This is a genomic window from Corallococcus llansteffanensis (assembly GCF_003612055.1).
Taxonomy (GTDB): domain Bacteria; phylum Myxococcota; class Myxococcia; order Myxococcales; family Myxococcaceae; genus Corallococcus; species Corallococcus llansteffanensis.
The window spans coordinates 1-3465 of record NZ_RAWB01000803.1 but is presented as its reverse complement, the minus strand read 5'-3'; the positions used below and the strand labels follow the sequence as shown (position 1 = coordinate 3465).

General features: G+C 72.1%; 4 protein-coding genes. 3 read left to right on the top strand and 1 reads right to left on the bottom strand.

Annotated elements, in window-relative coordinates; genetic code table 11:
- Positions 1-89: 89 nt before the first annotated feature.
- The 3 genes from D7V93_RS40430 to D7V93_RS40420 all read left to right on the top strand — a co-directional run bounded on the left by D7V93_RS40430 (position 90) and on the right by D7V93_RS40420 (position 1843).
- Positions 90-407, top strand: coding sequence for a DUF2795 domain-containing protein (locus D7V93_RS40430; RefSeq protein WP_120648344.1), 318 nt, complete (start codon positions 90-92; stop codon positions 405-407).
- A gap of 93 nt (positions 408-500) precedes the next feature.
- A complete protein-coding gene (locus D7V93_RS40425; protein ID WP_120648343.1) occupies positions 501-1403 on the top strand; it encodes a hypothetical protein in 903 nt (300 codons plus the stop codon).
- The gene (locus D7V93_RS40420) at positions 1400-1843 is read left to right on the top strand and encodes a CoA-binding protein (protein ID WP_120648342.1); all 444 of its coding nucleotides are present in this window, start codon (positions 1400-1402) and stop codon (positions 1841-1843) included. The genes D7V93_RS40425 and D7V93_RS40420 overlap by 4 nt, the downstream gene beginning before the upstream one ends.
- 77 nt (positions 1844-1920) lie before the next feature.
- Here D7V93_RS40420 and D7V93_RS40415 read toward each other — a convergent pair.
- Positions 1921-3465, bottom strand: a 1545-nt coding sequence (locus tag D7V93_RS40415) for a S8 family serine peptidase (protein ID WP_147451603.1), incomplete at its 5' end; no start/stop codon positions are given.

Here is a 3465-nt window from a genome sequence, read left to right as displayed (position 1 = left end):
GGGTGGCCCGGGGCGGGCGCCATCCCCACGTTGTCCCTGGATGGTCGTCCGGGCCCAGAGGTCCGGGCAGAGAAAGGTGGAAAGGCACGATGGCTTACGGACAGGCGGAGGATCCGGCGCGCTCCATCACCCCGCATCTGGACTCCGTGGACTACCCGGTGACCCGGGAGGACCTCGTGGAGGCCGCGGAGGACAACGGCGCCCCGGTCGACATCATCAACGTCTTCAAGTCCCTGCCCCAGAAGGAGTACATGCTGCGCGAGCATGTGATGCGCGACCTGGCGGAAGCGGAGCGCCGCTTCGCCATGGGAGGGCTGAAGGACGACGACGGCGTGAACCGCGACCGGAGCAACATCGGGCGCGACCGCGTGGAAAACGCGCCGAACGGACAGACCCGTCACCCGTAGCGTTCTCCAAGCACCTGCTTCCCCGGGATGCACCCCCTGGACGCTGCAAGACGCTCGCGGGCGCCCTGGCTTTCTGCCAGCGTCCGCGAGCGCATGCGTCCTGGTCCCCTCTGGTGCTGTCTCGTGCTGTCGCTGGCCTCCGGGTGCACGTCCCGGTATCCGCCGCTCAACCCCGCGCCGGGGCTGCCTCCGCCGGTGCGTCTGGACTTCAAGCCCCCCGTGGACCGCCTCCTCACCGAGTCCGTGCGCGCCACCCGCACCCTCCAGCGCGAGGGCCAGCCGGAGGTGCGCGACGAGGCGGCGTTCACCACCGAAACCCGCTTCACCCCGTCCGACGGCGGCTGGCGCGTCACCCAGGCGGTGCGCACCCCGCGCCAGGTGCATGACGGCCAGGACGTGACGTCGCTGCCCGGCGCGGTGCTGGAGCGCTTCACGCTGCGCATGCAGCTGGCGGCGGACGGCACCTTCGTGAAGCTCGTGGGCGCGGAGGCCGCGCAGGAGGCGCTGCGGCAGGTGGCGCCCGAGGGCACGGGGCTGCCGGAGGTGGAGCGCTTCTTCACGCCGGAGGCGCTGGAGGTCCGGACGCGCCGCGAGTGGGAGGCGAAGTACGCGGGGCTGCTGCAGCGCAACCTGGTGGAGGGCCAGCGCACGTGGGCGGTGGACCTGCTCGCGGTGGACGGCGTGGAGCGGGCCTACCTGCTGGAGCGCACGGTGCAGGGCACGCGGCCCACGACGTTCGGCGACGCGGTGGTGGTGTCGCTCCGGTGCCTGGACGCGCTCCCAGAGAAGGCGCCCGCGGAGCTGCGGGCCGCGTGGGAGGAGGCGGGGTCGCCGGAGCTGGCGAAGGGCGTGACGTGTGAAGGCGAGCAGGTGGTCGCGTGGGGCCGGTTCGTGCCGGTGCGCCGCCTGCTGATGGTGAAGGCGGTGGGGGAGGGCGGGACGCTGACGCTCACCACCGAATCGCAAGCGGAGACGCTTCAGGAGGAAGGGTCATGAGCCACGTGGAGAACCTCATCGAGGACGAGGCGGGCGTGAAGCGCGTCGTGCAGGACGCGCAGCGGGTGGCGGTGCTGGGCATCAAGACCGAGGACCACTCCGGCCAGCCCGCGTACTACGTGCCGGAGTACCTGGCCAAGGCAGGCGTGGACGTGGTGCCGGTGCCCGTCTACTACCCGGACGCGAAGCAGATATTGGGCAAGCCCGTGTACCGGCGGCTCGTGGACATCCCGGGGGACATCGACCTCGTGGACGTGTTCCGCAGGCCGGGCGACATCGACCAGCACGTGGACGACATCATCGCGAAGAAGCCGAAGGCGGTGTGGTTCCAGTCCGGCATCCGCAACGACGCCGCCGCGAAGAAGCTGGCGGCGGCGGGCATCCGCGTGGTGCAGGACCGCTGCCTGATGGTGGATCACCGCCGCTACAGCGGGCGCTGAGGCCACGCCGGAGCGCGCGGGAAGAAGGGCCGGACCCCCGGATGCGAGGGCCCGGCCGGGCGCTTCACGACGGGGCGCTACGGGCAGTACGAACCGCTGGCCCACACCGGCTGGCCCGCGGCGTTGTAGACGACGAGGTTGCAGTCGCTCTGCAGGTCCAGGCGCGCGCCGTTCTGTCCTGCTGTGCTGCTGGCCCACACCGGACGGCCACCGGCGTCATAGGTGACGAGGTTGCCGTCGCTCTGCATCCGCACCATGCCGGGGGACTGGCCCGACGTGACCGAGTGCCACAGCGGCGCGCCGTCGTAGCGGTAGACCACGAGGTTGCCGTCGACCTGGTATGAGAGCGTCGCGCGCCCACCGCACGCCTGCACCGACTGTCCGGAGTAGAGGCGGTCCTCGGTCTGCAGCCCCCCACACGCCTGCGTCACGCACCGCGTGTTGGACTGCCACAGGGCCCGACCGTCCGTGGCGCGGATGACCAGGTTGCAGGCCTGCTCCAGGTCCAGCCGCGCGCCGCCATTGCCGGCCGTGTTGGACACCCAGAGGACCGCGCCGTTGGTCGCGTACAGCACCAGGTGGCCGTCCGTCTGCATCGCGAAGCGCTGCGTCTGGGCCTGGGTGCCGGTGTACCAGCGCGGGTGCCCGCCCTGGTACAGCACCACGTTGCCGTCGGTCTGGTGCACGAGCGTGGAGCCGTCACACGTCACGCTCTGCCCCACGAGCAGGTCCGTGCCCGGCGCCATCAGCCGGCACCCGGACTGGAGCTGGGACACCGCGCGGCGCAGGTCCGGCAGTGGACCGATGTTGCGCGCGTCCGCGGACTGCGCCGTGCCCGTGGACGCGAGCAGGGAGCGCATCGCGCGCGAGTCCAGCGCGGCCCGGCCCGACGCCAGGGCCACGCCCTGCACGCTCGCCGCCGCGCCCGTCACGACCGGCGACGCGCTGGAGGTGCCGCTGAAGGTGGACGTGTAGAACTGGTCCTCGCCGTAGGCGCTGCCGAAGCGGTCGCCGTAGCCCAGCGTCACCACGGATTCACCCCACCCGTGCACGTCCACGCGCCCGCCGTAGTTCGTCCAGCACGTGGGCGCGCGGGAGCTGCCCGCGCTCGCGCCCACGATGATGGCGCCCGAGTCCCGCGTGGCCCGGTTGAAGCGCCCGCCATAGGCCGCCGCGTCCAGGTTCGCGCTGCCATTGCCCGCGGCCTCCACGACGATGACGCCGTTGGCGGTGGCCGTGGCGATGGCGTCGTACTCACCCTGCCAGTACTCCATCGCGATGTAGTTGCACTGGGACTGGTTGCACGTGCACGCCGTGCCGTCCGCCGGGCCCGGGCTGTGCGCCTCCACCAGGACGATGCCGCCCCGGCCCACCGCCGCCGCCGCGCGGTTCACGGCCACCGCCACGCCCACGCCGCTGTGGGACTCGATGCCGGCCTGCGCGTCGGAGGAGATGCCGGTGACGCCGTAGCCGTTGAGCGCGCCCACCATCTCCCCCAGCACCGCGGTGCCGTGGTTGCGCCAGCTCACGTCGTTGATCTGCGTGCCGCCCTGGTGGAAGAGCGGGGGCAGGTCCTCGTGCGTGGTGCGCCACCCACCCTCGATGTCCACGATGCGCACGCC

Excerpts from the sequence above, each read along its gene's own strand:
- D7V93_RS40430 (WP_120648344.1), top strand. The coding sequence starts at position 90 with ATGGCTTACGGACAGGCGGAGGATCCGGCGCGCTCCATCACCCCGCAT.
- D7V93_RS40425 (WP_120648343.1), top strand. The coding sequence starts at position 501 with ATGCGTCCTGGTCCCCTCTGGTGCTGTCTCGTGCTGTCGCTGGCCTCC.
- D7V93_RS40420 (WP_120648342.1), top strand. The coding sequence starts at position 1,400 with ATGAGCCACGTGGAGAACCTCATCGAGGACGAGGCGGGCGTGAAGCGC.